Here is a 14,790-nt window from a genome sequence, read left to right as displayed (position 1 = left end):
CTGTCGGCCTATGAAGGATCGGACGCCGGAGCGCCCGTCATCGTCAGGCGCTGGCGGTCGGTGCTTCGAGCGTCGCGATGCGCTTTTCCTGATCCAGCACCATCAGCGTCAGAGCCTGCAAAGCGGCAGTGAGGTCTGGCGTGATCTTGGAATGATCGACGGTCTGATAGACGGCAGACTTCCCCGTTTTGGTCCATCGCCCGCCGGCAGCGTTGTCTGCGGGCACATTCTCGTAAGTCGCTGCCGGAGTGTGCTCGGTTTCGTCGATCTCCAGGCGGCCGACATCCTGAAGGGCATCCCTGACGCCGGTCACGGCATGCGGGGCGACGGATTGCAGCTCATGGGCGATAAAGCCCGTCTGGAGTGCAGCGGCCGGATCGTCAACGCGGCGATAGGAGACCGGGCGCATGCCCATGACGCGCAGAAGCGCATTGTCCATCCCGGCGAACTCGTCAGGATCGATCGCAAACGAGACCAGCGGCGACACGTCCGTCTTGAGGCGATAGTCGGAGGCCGTGCCGTAGGAAACGGACAGGCCATCGGTGGAAATCTGCCCCACCCGGGTGGGCGTTTGATAGATGTCGCCATAAAAAAAGCGCGCATATTCGCCGACCGCACCACGCTGATAGTACGCATTTTCCATCGTCGACGGCACGGCGTTGCTAAGCCGCCCGTTGGCGTCGATCCCGACGCCGGGACCAGTGCCATAGCCCGGCATCACCAGGCTGTTGCTGACGAAAATATTCGACCGGTCCTGCGCGATGCGATGCGCTGTGCCAAGCCAGTTGCCGTTGGCGTCGTGCGGCGCAAAGGACACGCTGTTGTCGGTGTTGAAATAACGCCGATAACGCGAGACACCATCGGTGCGCGCGATATCGTCGATGATCACACCCTGCCCCGCCGCGCCGATCTTGTATCTCAAAGACCCGGTGATGACGGGATTTTCCGAGAAAACCGCTTTGATCGCCGCGCAGGCATCGGAAAACGACGTGGCGGCCATCAGGCTGCGCGCCGCTGCCGTCAGGCCGGTCAGCGCCGCAACGCCCGCACTCGTCCAATAGATGATTTTGTCCGCCACCGTCTCCAGACCGGCGATCGCCTGAATATTGCCATTGCCGAGGGCGCCCAACACCTTGTTCGCAGCGGCAAAGGCGCGGGTCGCCTCCGGCGCATACATGATTTCGTAGGTCGCGGCGTTGCGCGAGGCGCCCGGCCAGGGTCTGGCCAGCGTCAGGCTGGTGGCGCTATTGATCGACGCGATACGCACCGACAGGCCCGCCGCCTGGAAATAATCATTGCCATCCGCGCCGGCCGCGATCCACTGCGTCCCCTGGCCGGTCACCTGCACGTCATTGGCGTTCACGGTGGCCGTGCCGTCACCGTAGTACGTTGGCAGCGCCATCGGCGTTCTCCTTCTCGGTTGCGGTCGCTGCCTGCAGGGCTGCTTCCAGTTCCGCGATGCGCGCCTGCTGGTCGGCCACCAGCTGCGCCAGCAAAAGGTTGCGGTTGATAAGATGGTCGCGGTGCGCGGCCACCTCGCCGAGTTCGACGACGGCGGATATCGGGACTTTCATGCTCATCGCGGGAGCGCCTTCTTGTTTCGGGTGGTGTTGAGCGTGCGCAAGCCGATGGTGACGGTGCCCGTCACGTCCTTGCTGAGCTTGAGGTAAAGGGGCTGAGACCCGGCGCCGTCCTTCAAAACGCCCTGGATCTGGACCGTCTTGCCGCGCGGCGTGACGCGATCGAGTTCGACGTAAGCTTCAGAGATGTACGTGGAGCCCCAGTAGAGCGAGACCGTCACATTCATCGGCGCGTTGGCGGCATCGAGCACGCTGGCGCGCACGCGCACATCGCCAAGGATCACCAGAACGTCCTGCGCATCCTTGGGAAGATCCTCGGTCTGCGCGATGTTGGTGACGCCTGACGAATGCGTCATGACGTTGCCGGCCTGCCAGGTGTAAATCTGCGCCACCGCCTGATTGTCGATCGCGTCTTCCTTGACCGCATTATCCAAGATGATCACTTTGTCCGTGGTGATCGTGCCGATACGGGCTTCGGGAATGACGGTGACGCCATTCTCGACCGCGAAAAACGTGTTCGGATTGCCGCCGCTACCGTCGATGATGGCGAACCCCTCTGCATCGACGACGACGCGCGCTTTCTTGCTCGGGTCGGTCGGCTGGTCGAGGTAAAGGCCTTGCGCCCGCGTCTGCCCATTGCTGTCGACGCTGGTGTAGAAGCCGATCCGCGAATAACCCTCCGGCCCGGCCACTGCCTCGATCTTCAGCTTTGCATTGGCGGTCACGCCATTGAGCGATGCTTGCACCTGTGTCAGGGCGAAGGCATTGGCCGAGATCTGGCCGCCCTGGTCCTGCACCGTCTGCGACAAGGTGGACACGGCCGAGGCCTCGGCCTTGTTGGCGATCGATCCGGTCAGCGACGTGATCGCCTGCCCTTGGGCGCTGATCGTGTTGCCTTGCTGCGAAACCGTGTTGGACAGCGAGGACAGGGCGGATGCCGAAGCCTTGCCGGCCAGATCATTGCCCAGTGACGTCAGCGCCGCACTGTGGCTGGCGATGGTGTCTCCCTGCGTCGTCACCTTGCTGTCGAGCGAGGAGAGCGCGGCGGAGGACGCCTTACCGGCCACCGCATTGTTGAGGTTGGTGATCGCCGTGCTCTGCGTCGCCAGCGCATCGCCTTGGCTGGAGACCGTGCTTGCAAGCGAGGATAGGGCCGAAGACGAAGCTTTGCCCGCCACTTCGTTGCTCAGGTTCGTCAACGCCATGCTCTGGGTGGCGATGGCGTCACCTTGCTGTGTCACCTTGCTGTCGAGCGATGAGAGCGCGGCCGAGGACGCCTTACCGGCCACCGCATTGTTGAGGTTGGTGATCGCCGTGCTCTGCGTTGCCAGTGCATCGCCCTGCTGCGAGACAGTGCTTGCAAGCGAGGATAGGGCCGAAGACGAGGCCTTGCCCGCCACCGCATTGTTGAGGCTGGTGATCGCCGTGCCTTGCGAGGCAATCGTATTGCCCTGGACCGTCACCGTCTGCGAGAGGCTGGACACAGCCGCCGCCTCGGCCTTGTTGGCTACCGCGCTGTTGAGCGCCGTGATCGAGGAGGCCTGCGACGAGATTGAACCCTCTGTGGCCGTGACGCGCGTGGCGAGCGTTGCAACAGCGCTGGCTTCCGCCAGCTGCCCGATCCGCGCCCGGACTGCCGTAACCGCCTCGGCGAGCACGTCGATATTGCCCTGCGTCGCCTCGATCCGCGTGGTCAAGGTCTGCGTCGCCTCGGCCACCACCTCGCGGTTTTCCTGGTCGCCAAGCGCGCGGGCAAAGCCGGCTTCGATCAACCCCATGGCGATCGGGTCCAGCGTGGAGCGCAAACCTGTGACGGCGCGGCCGCTGGTATCGACGCGGCCGGCGACCGCCTGCACATCGCTGCTCAGGCTGGCCAGGGCCGAGGACTCGGCCTTGTTACCCAGCGCGGCCTGAACCTTCGTTGTGGCCTCTGCGAGGATGGCAAGGCTGCTGCCGGTCTGCTCGATGCGGGTGTTAAGCGTCTGCGTCGCCTGCGCGGTTGCCTCGCGGTTATCCTGATCGCCAAGCAGCCGGGCAAAACCGGCCTCGATGCCGGCCATCGCCAGAGGGTCGACCACGGAACGAATGGCGCGCACGGAACTGCCCTGCGCCAGCATCGTGTTGGTGATGCCGGACAAAGCCTGCGCGGTCGCCTGCAGCTGGTCGACCACCTCGGACGAGGCTTTGCCATCCACCTCGGCCGTCAGCGTCACAAGCTGCTCACCCTGCGCCGTCACGCGCCCGTCAATCGCCTCGACATCGCTGGTCAGGGCCTGGACGCCGGACGCGATACCGGTCACATCCGTTTCGATGCTCGTCAGATCGGCCCGAACCCAGGTGATCGAGGTCGCCATTGCGCTGTCACTGTCGATCCGCGCCTTTTGCTCGGCCAACAGCTCGGCACGGGAGGCCCCTGGCGAAGGCGAGCCGATCGCCAGCCAGTCGATGCGCACACCATCGCTCGCCGTCTGCGCCTCCACCAGATCGAGGCGAATGGCATCGATCGTGCCGCTCCACGACGGATTAAAGGTGAACAGGCCGACACCATTGCTATCGACCGTAGGCGCAGCGATGGTGACAGAGCGCGCGAGCGTCCACGTCGTGTCGGCCGGGCCGCGCCACCACAGCCGGCCTTCCCAGGTCGGGGCGCCTGTAAGTTCCAGCCGGCCGCGCAGCTGGCGATAAGCATTGGCCGAGATGCCGAGCCCCGTGGGCGACGTGATATAGGGATCGGCCGCGCCATTGGCCGGACGAAGCCAGCCATCGGCGGCCACCGGCACGGCCGGCGAACCGGCCCAGCCTTCCGCACCCGTTTCGAAAGCCCAGAGACGCGCGGGATCGAACTGATTGTCCGTGCCGAGCGTCAGCGCCGCCAACCGCTGCGCAAAGGCCTCGTTATCATTGACGCGCGCGGTATCGACTTCTGTGATCGCCGCCGAGAGATTGCCCGCCGTCACCTCCAGCGTCGTGACGCGCTCGGCGATGGCGGAGGTTTGCGAGAGGGCAACCGTGATGCGCTCGTTAAAGCTGGCGGAGACCTCGCCGATCCGCAGGCTCAGCGAGCGGCGCAGCTCGTCACGCTGCAAGCTGCCGTCATAGCTCAGCTCAGTCACATAGCTGCGGATGGCCGCGATATCGTCCATGGCGCCGCGCACCAGCCGCGCCGAAGCGAAGGCGGCGGCTGCCCGCTGGTCCGTCTCGGCCGAGATCGCCGCTGCGCGCTCCGCGCTCTCAACCGCAAGAGCATCGGCCTGCGCATGAATCGCCTGCGCCCGCGCCTCTGCCTCTTGCGCCAGGGCTTCGGCTTGCGCCTCGATCGCTGCAGCCCGCTCGCGCGCCTCCTCTGCCAGCGCCTCGGCCGTGGCCGTCGCCTTGTCCGCAAGTCCGTCGTCGATCCACGCTTTAAGCGTCGTCAGCTGCGCCTGGACCTCCGCCGCCAGCTCCTCGATCGACAGCCGCACATCCGGCGTGCGAACCGGCAGCCAGGCGCCCCAAGCCGTATCGCGCGCGCTGATGGGGATCAGGCGGCCCGACACCTCGAAGTCTGTCGCAGGCAGGCACCATGCGCCCGACAAGAGCCACGATGCCGAGGCGGGGTCATAGCGCTGCGCGTCGCTGTCAAACAGCACGGCGCCGCTCGTCTTGAGCCGCACCTTGACATGCACGGCGCGCACATCGTCCAGATTGGTGGCACAGCGCACCCGGATTGCCGGCCGGCGCGTGCGCCCATCGGCGTCAAGGATCGTCTCGGCCTCTGCCGTCCAGCCCTGCATGATCTGCACGGGCTCTTCGATGCGGCCGATCCAGCCCGAGGGCGTCGGCAGCACGGCCGCTGCATCCGGGTCATAATCGGATGGGTCGATTTCCTTGAGCGTGACGAGCTGATTCATCGTTAGCTCGCCCTCGATGTCGACGACAAGGAAGCGCTTGTTGACGTAGCGATTGCGTGCGCTCGTCCATGTGATGACGTCGACCGCAGGCTCCAGAACCCAGGCTTCCGGCGGCAGGAAGAATTGATGGACGCGAAAGCGCCGCTCCTCCTTGAGCATGGCGCGCATCAGGCGCTGCGTCTGCCGCGCGAAGGGAACGGCCGGGAACTGCACGTCAGCCGTCAGCCGGCGGTCGCCGTCGTCCGCTTCGAGATCGGCGTCATAAAGCGGCGGCGCGTCCTTCGACTTCCATTTTTCATCCGGGTTCGGATAGGTCGCATTGATGCCGTTAACCGTCTCTTCGATCCGGGGGAACGGCTCGAAGCTCTGCCCCTTCGTGATGACGATATCGGCATCCGTGATCGCCAGGACCGGCGCACCGAAGCCGCCGACCTGAACTTTGAAGATGCCGCCTACTTCGGCAATGCGGGCATTGGCGGCCGCGCGCAGATCGTCGACCAGCTCCAACGGCTCGATATCGCCCGAGATCTCGATACCCGCGCGAAACTGCGGCTCGGTATCCTGGCCGGGGATGACGAGGAGACGGCCCGCCTCATTGGCCCCCGCAATCCAGTTCGACGCTGGCAGACGATGGGCAGCGACATTGCGCCCGCCATAGAACCATTCGCCCTTGTGGAAGATGCCGCGGATGATGTTGTACTTGAGCACGACGGGGTTGACGGACGGCTCCCATGTCGCCGGGTTATCCCAGCGATGCGAGCCGTTGCCGCCAGCCGTCGAGTCCTTGCGGATGTCATAGAGCGGGATCGACTGCGGCTCGAAGATGCAGGCCGGCACGCCCGACCAGTATTTGTCGGAATAGCGATAGGTCATCACCGCATAGGTGATGCCCCGCCCGACCATGGCCGATGTCCAGGGCCGCTTTTCGTGCGTGCCGAAATGCTCGACCAGATAGGCGTCCGCTGCAGTCTGTGTTCCGTCGTGGAAGATGATCCACGCGTGATCCTTGTCGTCTTTGCGGAACTCCTTGATCGGATAGCCGCGACCGTCTTCGTCCGGTTCATTCCACAGGATGGTGCAGCGCTCGTCGTCGATCCACATCCCGCGCAGGCCCGCAGACGGCAGGCTGGCGATCTCGATCACGTCGACGAAGTGGCGGTTGGATGAACCCCAGGTGCCGGCATATTTGCGCCGGCCGGGAGCAGCATAATAGCCGAGCACGGCCGACACGGGCCGGTCGTCGCCAATCTCGATATCCAGCTTGACGCCCGTGCGCGCCTTCTGCTTCGGCGCCAGCGCCTTCCCCAGCAGCGAATGCGCAGCCATGGCAATGACGCCGAGCACCAGCTTGCCGATCGCCGTGCTGCCGATCGCCGTCAGAAAGGCGGGGATAGCAGCGACGAATGCGGCATGCGCCGGCTCCGCCATCAGCCAGAAGCCAAGGGCGTTGAGAAGCAAAGACAGTTTTTTCATGAAGGGTCAGCCGACCTTGAATGCCCTGACGGCTTGGCGCCGGTCCAGCGTGCCGAGACCGGTTTCGGTCAACACGAAAATGCGCTCGCCATTGCAGACGCCGAGCGCGTGGCGGAAAGGCGTGTCGTTCGCCACAGCGACAAGATCGCCGATCTGCGCTTCGGACGGATGGTCATATTCCGGCAGGATGGACGCGACGAGATCAGCCAGATCCTCGAAACCTTCGGCCCGCATGATGCGATAAGCTGAAGCCGCGTCGTCGAACTGGCCAGCAAAGCGGCTGGCCGGGTTGACGCCTGTCAGCACCTCGACCACGCGTGCGCAGAGGCCCACTGCACAATCATTGCGCCCCCAGGCGAAAGGCTCGGAGCGCGTCTCGTCGATCAGGTCGGCATAGGCGCCAATCCAGCCGGCGCGCCGCGTCATCACATGCCCCATTTGATTTTCCAGTCCTTGACCGAATTGGAATATTTGCCGAACTCATCCCCATCACGCTTCTTCTGCTCCTGATAGGAGCTTTTGGCGGGGTTCTTCCGGGTCAGCATCATGATGGCGTCTGACACGGTCTTGATCGTGATTGATCCGGCCTCGCCTCTGCTAGGCGTCGAAATCGGAGTGCCCGAGATCTCGCCCAGCCACACCAGTTCCGGCAGTGAGACCGGGCGACGAGACTTCGGGCTCAGAAGACAATCGAAGATCTCGACTTTGCCGAGCCGAACGTCCTGATCTCGGATCAGGCTTTGCACCGGCGGCGCGATCTGGCTTGCCGAGATCGTCACCTCCTGAATGGTGAGATCGGACACCCGCTTGATCGACGAAACTTTCAGATCGACATTGCCGTAACAGGTGCGAGCTTCCATCTGACCGGTGATGCCGCTGACGATATCAAAGACGACATCGTCGACATCGGTCCAAAAGCTGCGCTGCACCGGCGCGGTGTTGCCGTTGGCGTCAGGCCAGGTCTTGGCCGTGATTGTCACGATCCGGCGCGGCACGATGCCGTCACGCCGCGCATTCTTGAGCGCGGCGAAGAAGTCGGGATCAACGTCGCGCATCGCTCACCTCTTTTCGATGAGCTTGAAGCCGGCGCCCTCGGTTACGACCTTGCGTGCCGTGCCAGGGTTATGCGAGCCGGTCATGACAACGCAGCGGCAGGCAGGCTTTGCGAACCGTGCCGAGAGGCCAGCGCCCACGCCCACCGGGACATGCGGAAAGACGCCGAGCTGCGGCGTGGTGCCGACGCCATTCGCCGCGCCGGCCTCGGAGATCTCAAGGAACGCGAAGCGCACGGGGTCGGAGCCATAGGAGATTTGCAGCTTGTCCCCTTCCGTCAGCCTGTAACCGGCGGGGAACCCGGAAAAGCTCATGGCGTCGCGATCGGACGAGACAGACGCAATGTTGATCGTGGCATTCCCGAGAATGAGGCCCTCCGGGTCGGCCTGCGGATATTCCGTCGAAGGGTCGACAAAGAACAGGGCCTCCTGCATGCCGTGCAGCTTGCGTAGCCGGGCGGCGATGCGTCGCGCCTCGCCGCTGTCCATAGGGACAAGGCTGATGGTGCCGACCCAGAGCGGCGGCGCCAGCTCGGCCTGCCAGACCGAGCCTTCGCCGTCGCCGGAGATCTCGTCATTGCGCTGGATATCCCAGAGGATGCTTTCGATTCGCAGTTGATCGGACAGCGCCTCGACCGGATAAGGATAGACGACGCTCATCAGACAAAACGCCTGCGCATGCGCGGATTGCGATCATGATCGGCGATCATATCAGGCAGCCGCTCATTGTTTTCAGCGATGGCATCGCGGATCGCCTGCAAATTCCGCTCACTCACATCCCCCTGAATAATGATATCACCCCCACGCACGCTCAGAGCGGACGAGGATTTCATCTTGCCCGGTTCGTAGATATCGACGCGCTCGGAAGGCTTTTTGCGAAAGGCGACAGTCTGGCTGTCGATACCCGTCCCATTTGCCGCGCCGCCCGGCATGATCGACCCACCTTGTGAAAAGCCGATCAGTGACCCGATCGCCTGCGCGATGATCGAGCCGAACCCGCCTCCTGCACTGCTTGCACCCGCCGCACCGGATCCACCGCCACCGAACAGAGCCTGGAGGCCGCTATTCAACAGCGAGCGCCCAATGCTTGAAAGGGCGTCGAGCGCGACATCCTTAAGCTTCTTCGATCCGTTGATCAGGCCCGTGAAGGCATTGCCCAGGGTTTGCGCCATCTGCTGTCCGACGCTCTCCATCTTGGAGAGGCCGTCCGCGGCGGCATCCGTTGCGGTCTCAACACCGGAAACCGCGCCCCCGCCGGCCGCGCCCGCAGTTGCAAGCTGCGCCGAAACCGCTTGCGCCGCCTTGCCCGCCTCTGAAACAGCATTCGGCGTTCCCGCCGCCATGCCGTTCTGGAGGCCCTGCATGATGAATTCACCGATCTCGTGCATGACACGCGACGGCGAGTGAATGCCGAGGGTGGCCTTGACCGAGTTCGTGATGCTGTCGGCAATGCCGGTAATTGCCCCTTTCGCCGCCTCCCATTTGGCTTGGATGCCGTTGACAAGGCCGTCGACGATCTGGCCACCGATCTCCAGCATGCGACCTGGCAGAGCGGCAAATGAGGCAGCGATTTCCTCGGCAATGGCGGCCATCTGACCAGGGATTGCCTGAAACGTCGCCATCATCGACGAAATGAAGTTCGTCACCGACGAGACGACTTCGGCGATCTTCGCCTTGATGGCGTCGCCGGCACCCGGAAAGATGATGTTCGCCAGATCCGTGAACATGCTGCCGAGATTGGCGAAGATCTGGCGCACCGTTTCACCGGCCGCCGTGAGGTTGCCCGTCAGGAACTGCCCCAGATACTGCCCGACAAGTCCGAGCTGGGTCATCAGACCGGTCGCCGTGGTTTCGATAACGGCGATAGCCTTTTCGATCACCGCCGCCGTTGTTGGAAACGATGCTTTGACCTGATCCCAGTTGGCATAAAGCGCCGCAGCCCCGGCGGCCAGGGCGGCAAAGCCGGCGACGGTCACGGCGATGGGCGCGCCGATGGCGGCGATGCCGGCGGCGACTGCGCCGACCGCGATGACCAGCGGACCAATGGCAGCGGCCGAGGCGGCAACGATCGTCCCCCACTTCAGCAGTTCGGGGTTCGTCTGGCCCAGCCTGTCCACAAACTCCGACATCTTGCTGACGACCTGGGTTGCCCATTGCAAAAGCCCGGCGTCGGCGATCTTGTTCGCCAGCGTCTCCAGTGAGCCGCCAAGCTTTTCCAGCTCGCCGTTGAAGCCCTTCATCCGCGCCTGCGCCTGCTCGTTCGCAGACCCCTGACGCTGGATCGATGCGGCTAGCTTGTTGATGCCTTCGGCGCCCTGATCCGCGAGCGCGAGCGCGGTCCGCATGGCGTCGGAACCGAAGATCGTCGTGACGGCGTCGTTCTTCGCTTCATCACTTAGGCCAGAAAGGCTGGTTTTGAGGTTTTCCGCAATGTCGGCGATCGACTTCATTTTGCCGCCAGCGTCGAAAAACTTCAGACCCAACGCATCCATCTGTTCCCGGGCAGCTTTGCTCTTCGGGACGAGAGTCGTCAAAAAAGTCTTGAAAGAAGTACCCGCATCCGCGCCGCTGTTGAACACGGACGATGTTCCGGCAATCGCAGCATTAAAATCTTGGAACTTGACGCCTAAGGCGCCGGCAATCCCGCCCGCTTGTGCAATGGCATCCTTGTAATCGTTAAAACCAAATTGGGAAGTCAGCGTCACATTTGTGATACCATCGACAACCTCGCCGAGGTCCTCGGCGCCAATTTTAAATTGTGACATGACATTTGTGGCAACATCAGCGGCTGTAGACAAATCGCCGCCTGTGGCCTCGGAAAGCTTGATGGATGCGGATGCCGCGCCGGCGAGGATCTGCTGCGCAGTTAGCCCATTCTTGGCCAGCATCTCCATCATGTCGGCCGATTCCGACGCCGACTTCGAGGTGTTGGCGCCCAGATCAAGCGCCATCTTTTTCATGGCGTCGAACTCGGCCGTCGACGCATTCGTTGCCGCTTGCACGCGGTTCATCGACGCTTCGAAGCTTCCGGCCGTGTTCAAAATCGCCGCGCCTGCCCCGGCCAGCGGCACGGTCAGATAGGTCGACAGGCTCTTGCCGACCAGCTGCATGGACTTGCCAGCGTTGCCCAACGCAGCCTGCGCATTCTTCAAGCCTTCTTGGAATTGTGCGCTGTCAATGCCAAGATTGACACGGAGCGCACCGATTACAGCGCCTGCCATGAATCGGCCTTTCGGAGAACTATATATTGAAACGAAGATTTCTCATCGCCGGGGCAATGCTACCCACATCGGTGCTAGCAGGAGCACCTTCGAATGCATGCGTCATAGCGGCCAATCGGCTCATGCCCTTCATTATCGAAGAAGCAAGAGGGACAAGGCACGAAGAACAGATCCGCGCGGCTGAGAAGCGGTTAGGCGGCCACGATCAAGCCGTTATGAATTTTGCCGCCAAGTTAAATGAGGATCAGTGCGCGATATTAGTTACCGCGCCCGATAGTCTTCTCCGGGCTACGGCAATAGCAACATTGCCCGAAAGACAAGGCAAATGAGGCTACTGGTAATCAGCTTGCTGCTGGCCTCTAGTATTAGCCAAGCTGCGGACATCGGCGGTCGCGCGTCCGTGATCGATGGCGACACGATCGAGATCCATGGTCAGCGCATCCGTTTCAGCGGAATTGACGCCCCCGAAACGCGCCAAACCTGCAAAACCACAAACGGCGCTGACTATCGATGCGGCAAGGCTTCGGCCGAAGCCCTGGAACAATTTTTGGCAGCATCGCGTCCGACCCGCTGCGTGGCGAGCGGCAAAGACCGCTACAAGCGGCTTCTGGCAGAGTGCTTTCGCGCCGATGGCAAAAGCGTCTCGGCATGGATGGTGCGCAACGGACAAGCCCTGGACTGGCCGCGCTATTCGAAGGGCGCCTTTACGGCAGAGCAAGCCGCCGCAAAGGCCGACAAACTTGGCGTCTGGCAAGGTCCTTTTATTCCGCCGTGGGATTGGCGCCGGCTTTAGCCTTCCGTCCGCCAAGCCATGCCCGCATGGAGGCCTCTATCTGGTCCGCGCTCATCGCCTCCTTCTGCTTGGCCTTTGGCTTCTGCAGAAGCGTTTCCAAGCGGGGAAGCTTAGATCGCCGGGAAAGTGCCTCGATGTGCCAGGCCAGCGCGATGCGCTCATCCTGTTCGGCGCGGCGCCGGTCGGCGACCCCCTGCAGGATGATGGAGATCTCGCGGAAGGTCAGAGTCCAGAACAGGTCATAAGGCTGGTTGGCCTCGACCCAGGACGAAATCAGCGACGGCCAGTCTAGGGGGCTGCCGTCGCCGTCCGAGGGCGGGCGTCGGGCGACTTTCTAGCCGCCGCCGCCTGGAAGGCCTGCCCGATTAACTCACCAGCACGCGAAACGCCGATCTCGTCGATTAGCTCGTCGCAATCGGCCAGCGAGGTGCCGGGATGGTGGCCCTGCAAAGATGCCCAGAAGACAATTCGCACCATCGTGAGCGTGGCCGTCTCCGGGTTGCCGAGCGCCTTGCCGACCTCGCCGATGCTCTTGCCGGTCGCATCCTCGATCGCGCACATGGCGCCGGTCCCGAGTTTCATGGTGTATGTTTTTCCCTCGCAGGAAAACGACACCTCTCCTTTTTCACGGTTCGCCATTATGCCGCCGTCCCCCAGGTTTCATCGCCGGAGACCGAAACAGTGATGGTCGCCGTCATCCGGTCATCGACGGGGATGGATTTTTCAAAGCCAGTGATCGAGGCCTTGAACGTGACCGTGACACCATTAGGAAAGGTGATCTTGTGATCGGTCACATCCCCCGAGGACATCAGTGTGCGCAGCAAGATGTCGGTGGCGTTGCCGGGGATATAGTTGATCTCGAATTCGGCCTCGCCGCTGTCGATCAGCCCAGCGATATATTCCCGCCGCCGTCCGGGGCTCTTCATATGGGTCGCCTCGATCCGGTCGGCCGAGGCGGCGCCCGGCGTGACGCTTGTGACCTCGGCCACCTCGGTAAAGACCGCGGCAGCCGCTGTAGCCTTGATTTCATATTTGGTGCCATAGCCGATTTTCGCGTCGGTCATGAAGACTCTCCGTGATGGACGTTGATGTCGATGGATGAACGAAACAGCGTCGAGACGTTGCCGGCGTCGGCCGCTGGAAGGTCTCTTTCGCTGTCGATGAAGACGCCTTGAATGCCGCCCTCCCTGAAGTCAGACAGGGCGGCCCTGACCGCACGCACCGCACGCTTGGCGGTCGCGTAACTCTCCGCATAGCAGTCAACCTGCAGGCGGCTGACGCGGTAACCGGACGGCCCGGCCATGGTGTATGTCTCGCTGCCTGAAACTACCTGCAGAACGACGAAGGGCCGCGCATCCGTCTGGCTGGCGCGACCATAGCGGATGCGCTGGCCGACGATGGCGGTGAGATCCGTGGAAGCGAGCAGGTGCGCCATCAAGCTCTCTTCCATCACCGCCCCCGTGCCGCGCGCCTGGCGAGCCTGCCGGCCGCCTTCTCGATCTCACCCCAGAGCGAATTCGCAATGCGCTCAAGCGTGGCCTGCTTCGTGCTGTCCCAGGCCGGCCGCAACCAGGGCTGCGACGCCTGATGCTCATTGCCGAACTCATCCTGCATACCGGCCGGGTCGCTGGTGCCGACAAAGACCTCCGCAAAGGCGCGATCGTCCTTCGTTTCCTTCTTGTGCAAGGCCGCCTGCCGCCTCGTCAGTTTCGTGCCGACGTCGGTTGTTTCCTGCAGGTGCAGGGTCAGCTTCGGCGCATTGGCGCGCGCTTTGCGGGCGACCGGCTCGCCGGCCTCGATCAGCACCCGCCGCAGGACGGATTTCGCCGTCGAACGGGGCAATTGGCCGAGCGCCTGGTCGAGCTCTCGCAGGCCATCGATCTTGATTTTGATGGTTGGCATCAGTCGGCATCCCTGGACGCGGTGATTTCGATAAAGCGGCGTCGCCCTTCGTCAGCCTCTTTCACGCCGTTGATCGCCCAAACCCGGCCATCGTGTATCATCCGGTCCACCGGAGTGATCGTGCGCGTGAGGGTCGAGGAGCGTACGGTGAACCGTGCGGCGGCAAAGGACCCAATCTGACCGGCGGCCAGAAACTCGATCTTGGCACTATCGGACACATCGCGGCGCTTGGCCCATATCGTGGCAATGTCGCTCCAGGCTTCGATCGCTTCGTTGAACCCATCAACGGCTGTGGTTGCGCGCTGGATGGTGATACGGCGGTCGAGCTGCGAAGAATTTAAGGACATGCGTAATCCCGCAGCGTCGAAACGAGATTGGAAATAAGCCTTCGCAGCCGATCGCTACCGTCCCCATCGTCAAAGTGGATTTTCACGTGGAAGAAGATCGCAGTCCGCAACTGCTGCAAACGGGGATCTCCTGCATTCATTCCAGCTGTGTATACAATTCTCGCCCGGTCCATGGCCGGCCATGGGGTCCCGTCGATCGCGGAAAGAACATTCCCTTCGATCTGATACTCGCCTGAAGGAATGGCAGACCATTGGCCGGCGGAATAGCGCTCAACCGATATGACCGACGTCACATCAGCATAGGGAAGGCGAAGATCGGCACAGAGAGGATCTGTGATCGCTTCGATTTTCTGAAGGCCGAAGCATCTGCCAAGCCACCCGGTTGGACCGTCAAACTCTGCCTGCGCCGCCACAATGAGAGATGTGATGACCGTGTCCGCATCGTCGTCCGACACCCTCAGAAATGTTTTCACTTCTTCAAGCGTCACAATCGGCGCTGGCGGCTCGATGACGCGAACACGGACAGCCATGA

At 62.7% G+C, this 14,790-nt stretch carries 14 protein-coding genes; 1 reads left to right on the top strand and 13 read right to left on the bottom strand.

What is annotated here, in order from left to right:
- Positions 1 to 43 precede the first annotated feature (43 nt).
- Genes BJF92_RS05210 through BJF92_RS05180 form a run of 7 tightly spaced genes read right to left on the bottom strand, consistent with a single transcriptional unit; the run spans position 44 to position 11,216 of the window.
- A complete protein-coding gene (locus BJF92_RS05210; protein ID WP_075633698.1) occupies positions 44 to 1,402 on the bottom strand; it encodes a tail fiber domain-containing protein in 1,359 nt (452 codons plus the stop codon).
- Positions 1,377 to 1,580: a hypothetical protein gene (locus tag BJF92_RS05205; RefSeq protein ID WP_075633697.1), complete on the bottom strand. Its 204-nt coding sequence runs from the start codon at positions 1,578 to 1,580 to the stop codon at positions 1,377 to 1,379. Before BJF92_RS05205 ends, BJF92_RS05210 begins: the two co-directional genes overlap by 26 nt.
- A complete protein-coding gene (locus BJF92_RS05200) occupies positions 1,577 to 6,943 on the bottom strand; it encodes a phage tail protein (RefSeq protein WP_143523904.1) in 5,367 nt (1,788 codons plus the stop codon). The genes BJF92_RS05205 and BJF92_RS05200 overlap by 4 nt, the downstream gene beginning before the upstream one ends.
- A 6-nt stretch (positions 6,944 to 6,949) precedes the next feature.
- Positions 6,950 to 7,381: a DUF6950 family protein gene (locus tag BJF92_RS05195; RefSeq protein ID WP_075633695.1), complete on the bottom strand. Its 432-nt coding sequence runs from the start codon at positions 7,379 to 7,381 to the stop codon at positions 6,950 to 6,952.
- Positions 7,369 to 7,998 (bottom strand): hypothetical protein, encoded by a 630-nt coding sequence (locus BJF92_RS05190; RefSeq protein ID WP_075633694.1) that lies wholly within the window; start codon positions 7,996 to 7,998, stop codon positions 7,369 to 7,371. Before BJF92_RS05190 ends, BJF92_RS05195 begins: the two co-directional genes overlap by 13 nt.
- A 3-nt stretch (positions 7,999 to 8,001) precedes the next feature.
- Positions 8,002 to 8,655, bottom strand: a complete 654-nt coding sequence (locus tag BJF92_RS05185; RefSeq protein ID WP_075633693.1) for a hypothetical protein — start codon at positions 8,653 to 8,655, stop codon at positions 8,002 to 8,004.
- Positions 8,655 to 11,216: a phage tail tape measure protein gene (locus tag BJF92_RS05180; protein WP_075633692.1), complete on the bottom strand. Its 2,562-nt coding sequence runs from the start codon at positions 11,214 to 11,216 to the stop codon at positions 8,655 to 8,657. Before BJF92_RS05180 ends, BJF92_RS05185 begins: the two co-directional genes overlap by 1 nt.
- 325 nt (positions 11,217 to 11,541) lie before the next feature.
- Between BJF92_RS05180 and BJF92_RS05170 the strand changes: the two genes are divergently transcribed.
- Positions 11,542 to 12,009: a thermonuclease family protein gene (locus BJF92_RS05170; protein WP_075633690.1), complete on the top strand. Its 468-nt coding sequence runs from the start codon at positions 11,542 to 11,544 to the stop codon at positions 12,007 to 12,009.
- Between the two features lie 288 nt (positions 12,010 to 12,297).
- On the opposite strand, the gene BJF92_RS05160 is transcribed toward BJF92_RS05170, so the two are convergent.
- Genes BJF92_RS05160 through BJF92_RS05135 form a run of 6 tightly spaced genes read right to left on the bottom strand, consistent with a single transcriptional unit; the run spans position 12,298 to position 14,788 of the window.
- Positions 12,298 to 12,648 (bottom strand): hypothetical protein, encoded by a 351-nt coding sequence (locus BJF92_RS05160; RefSeq protein WP_143523903.1) that lies wholly within the window; start codon positions 12,646 to 12,648, stop codon positions 12,298 to 12,300.
- Positions 12,648 to 13,073, bottom strand: a complete 426-nt coding sequence (locus tag BJF92_RS05155) for a phage tail tube protein (protein WP_075633687.1) — start codon at positions 13,071 to 13,073, stop codon at positions 12,648 to 12,650. Before BJF92_RS05155 ends, BJF92_RS05160 begins: the two co-directional genes overlap by 1 nt.
- On the bottom strand, positions 13,070 to 13,459 hold the full coding sequence (locus BJF92_RS05150; protein WP_075633686.1) for a DUF3168 domain-containing protein: 390 nt from the start codon (positions 13,457 to 13,459) through the stop codon (positions 13,070 to 13,072). Before BJF92_RS05150 ends, BJF92_RS05155 begins: the two co-directional genes overlap by 4 nt.
- Positions 13,459 to 13,911, bottom strand: coding sequence for an HK97-gp10 family putative phage morphogenesis protein (locus BJF92_RS05145; RefSeq protein WP_075633685.1), 453 nt, complete (start codon positions 13,909 to 13,911; stop codon positions 13,459 to 13,461). Before BJF92_RS05145 ends, BJF92_RS05150 begins: the two co-directional genes overlap by 1 nt.
- Complete coding sequence (locus BJF92_RS05140; protein ID WP_075633684.1) at positions 13,911 to 14,258, bottom strand: phage head closure protein; 348 nt, start codon at positions 14,256 to 14,258, stop codon at positions 13,911 to 13,913. Before BJF92_RS05140 ends, BJF92_RS05145 begins: the two co-directional genes overlap by 1 nt.
- Complete coding sequence (locus tag BJF92_RS05135) at positions 14,249 to 14,788, bottom strand: head-tail connector protein (RefSeq protein WP_075633683.1); 540 nt, start codon at positions 14,786 to 14,788, stop codon at positions 14,249 to 14,251. The genes BJF92_RS05140 and BJF92_RS05135 overlap by 10 nt, the downstream gene beginning before the upstream one ends.
- Positions 14,789 to 14,790 lie beyond the last annotated feature (2 nt).

Source organism: Xaviernesmea rhizosphaerae (assembly GCF_001938945.1).
In the GTDB taxonomy this organism is placed as follows: Bacteria; Pseudomonadota; Alphaproteobacteria; order Rhizobiales; family Rhizobiaceae; genus Xaviernesmea; species Xaviernesmea rhizosphaerae.
Note: the sequence above shows the minus strand (reverse complement) of the source record. Positions and strands in the feature narration are given on the sequence as shown.

Bases quoted from the DNA above. Each gene is read 5' to 3' on its own strand.
- BJF92_RS05155 (WP_075633687.1), bottom strand. From the start codon at position 13,073: ATGACCGACGCGAAAATCGGCTATGGCACCAAATATGAAATCAAGGCT.
- BJF92_RS05190 (WP_075633694.1), bottom strand. From the start codon at position 7,998: ATGCGCGACGTTGATCCCGACTTCTTCGCCGCGCTCAAGAATGCGCGG.
- BJF92_RS05135 (WP_075633683.1), bottom strand. From the start codon at position 14,788: ATGGCTGTCCGTGTTCGCGTCATCGAGCCGCCAGCGCCGATTGTGACG.
- BJF92_RS05160 (WP_143523903.1), bottom strand. From the start codon at position 12,648: ATGGCGAACCGTGAAAAAGGAGAGGTGTCGTTTTCCTGCGAGGGAAAA.
- BJF92_RS05145 (WP_075633685.1), bottom strand. From the start codon at position 13,911: ATGCCAACCATCAAAATCAAGATCGATGGCCTGCGAGAGCTCGACCAG.
- BJF92_RS05185 (WP_075633693.1), bottom strand. From the start codon at position 8,655: ATGAGCGTCGTCTATCCTTATCCGGTCGAGGCGCTGTCCGATCAACTG.
- BJF92_RS05140 (WP_075633684.1), bottom strand. From the start codon at position 14,258: ATGTCCTTAAATTCTTCGCAGCTCGACCGCCGTATCACCATCCAGCGC.
- BJF92_RS05210 (WP_075633698.1), bottom strand. From the start codon at position 1,402: ATGGCGCTGCCAACGTACTACGGTGACGGCACGGCCACCGTGAACGCC.
- BJF92_RS05170 (WP_075633690.1), top strand. From the start codon at position 11,542: ATGAGGCTACTGGTAATCAGCTTGCTGCTGGCCTCTAGTATTAGCCAA.
- BJF92_RS05150 (WP_075633686.1), bottom strand. From the start codon at position 13,459: ATGGAAGAGAGCTTGATGGCGCACCTGCTCGCTTCCACGGATCTCACC.
- BJF92_RS05180 (WP_075633692.1), bottom strand. From the start codon at position 11,216: ATGGCAGGCGCTGTAATCGGTGCGCTCCGTGTCAATCTTGGCATTGAC.
- BJF92_RS05200 (WP_143523904.1), bottom strand. From the start codon at position 6,943: ATGAAAAAACTGTCTTTGCTTCTCAACGCCCTTGGCTTCTGGCTGATG.
- BJF92_RS05195 (WP_075633695.1), bottom strand. From the start codon at position 7,381: ATGGGGCATGTGATGACGCGGCGCGCCGGCTGGATTGGCGCCTATGCC.
- BJF92_RS05205 (WP_075633697.1), bottom strand. From the start codon at position 1,580: ATGAGCATGAAAGTCCCGATATCCGCCGTCGTCGAACTCGGCGAGGTG.